The sequence below is a fragment of the uncultured Nevskia sp. genome (assembly GCF_903885465.1).
In the GTDB taxonomy this organism is placed as follows: domain Bacteria; phylum Pseudomonadota; class Gammaproteobacteria; order Nevskiales; family Nevskiaceae; genus Nevskia.
On sequence record NZ_CAISIQ010000151.1, the window covers coordinates 1 to 1,752 of the forward strand.

Here is a 1,752-nt window from a genome sequence, read left to right on the forward strand (position 1 = left end):
CCGTTGCCGAGCACGCCGTAGGACTCCGCCTCGCAGGCCACCTTGCTGCCTTCGGCGACCATGCATACCGCTGATGTTCTTAAAGGCTGAGCACATCGTGAATTCAGCCCCGCGTAACCTCCTTGCTACCGAGCTTCGCCTGCCCTGCGGCGCCGTACTCAAGAACCGCCTCGCGAAAGCGGCGATGACCGAAGGTCTGGCCGATCAGATGAATCGGGTCAGCGAGCGGCATTTCCGGCTTTACGAGCGCTGGGCGCGCAACGGCTTCGGCCTGATGCTCACCGGCAATGTGCAGGTCGATCGTCGTCAGCTGGAACGGCCGGGCAACATCGCCATCGATGACAACGGCGGCCTGGAAGCGCTGCGCAAGCTGGCGGCGATCGGCACTCGCGAGGGCGCGCATTTCTGGATGCAGATCAACCATCCGGGCCGGCAGACCTCGGCGGCGATCCATCCCCGGCCCTTGTCGCCCTCGGCGATCTCGCTGCCGGTTGCCGAAGCCGGTTGTGGCGAGGCGCAGGCGATGAGCCTGGATGACATCCGCGATGTCCAGCGCCGCTTCGTGCACGTGGCCAGCGTGGCGCGGGACAGCGGTTTCACCGGCGTGCAGATCCACGCGGCGCACGGCTATCTGCTGTCCAACTTCCTCAGCCCGCTGGCCAACGATCGCAGCGATGATTACGGCGGCAGCCTGGCCAATCGGGCGCGGCTGCTGCTGGAGATCGTGGCGGCGACGCGGCGCGCGGTCGGCGCCGATTTCCCGATCTCGGTGAAGCTCAATTCGGCCGATTTCCAGCGCGGCGGCTTTTCCCAGGACGAGTCGATGCAGGTGGTGCGCTGGCTGTCCGATGCCGGCCTCGATCTGCTGGAAATCTCCGGCGGCAGCTACGAGCAGATGTCGATGGTCGGCCTCGGCGAAGACGCGCCAAAGACCGGCCGCAAGGTCGCCGCCAGCACGGTGGCGCGCGAGGCCTATTTCCTCGACTTCGCGCAGCGCGTGCGGCCGCTGGTGAAAATGCCGCTGATGATCACCGGCGGCATGCGCAGCCTGAAGACGATCGATGATGCGCTGGCCTCCGGCGCCTGCGATGTCATCGGCATCGGCCGGCCGACCTGCTATGCGCCGGAAGACTGCGGGCCGCTGCTGCTGGGCGGCCAGAGCGGGCGGGGGAGTGAGCTGCCGACCATCGAGCACGGGCTCGGCATGCCGCGCGATGCGCTTGGCCCGGAGATGGACGACCGGACCTTCAAGACCGTCGAATCCTTCGGGCTGCTCGGCTGGTTCTGCCTGCAGCTGATCCGCCTCGGCGATGGCCAGGAAGCGGATCTGAAGCTGTCGGTGTTCGACGCGCTGATGGGCTACGAGCAGAACGAGACCGAGGCGCTCGCGCGCTGGCAGCGGCCGGGCTGAAGGCTGGGGCCAGCGCTACTCGGCGTTGGCCCGCGCGGCGAATTCAAGCGGCGACAGGTGGGTCGCCGCCTTGAACGCCACCGAGAAATGCGAGGGGCTGCTGAAGCCGAGTTCGTAGGCGATCGCCGTGACATTGCTGCGGCCTTCGCGCAACAGGGCTTTGGCCTTCTCGATGCGCCGCCGCAGGATGAAGCGGTGTGGCGAGCAGCCGTAGCGTTGGGTGAACTTCTCGCAGAAGCGGGTGCGGCCCATGCCGGCGTGATCGGCCAGTTCCTGCAGGCCGATACGGTCGCCGAGTCGCGCGTCGATCTGTGCGATCGCCGCATTGAAATCCGGCTCGC

General features: G+C 67.2%; 2 protein-coding genes. One reads left to right on the forward strand and one right to left on the reverse strand.

Going from position 1 to position 1,752, the window contains the following annotated elements:
• The first annotated feature begins 97 nt into the window (after nt 1-97).
• Nucleotides 98-1,411 (forward strand): NADH:flavin oxidoreductase/NADH oxidase family protein, encoded by a 1,314-nt coding sequence (locus QZY06_RS05570; RefSeq protein ID WP_295681350.1) that lies wholly within the window; start codon nt 98-100, stop codon nt 1,409-1,411.
• A gap of 15 nt (nt 1,412-1,426) precedes the next feature.
• Here QZY06_RS05570 and QZY06_RS05575 read toward each other — a convergent pair.
• A partial coding sequence (locus QZY06_RS05575) for a helix-turn-helix transcriptional regulator (protein WP_295681352.1) occupies nt 1,427-1,752 on the reverse strand: 326 nt, incomplete at its 5' end.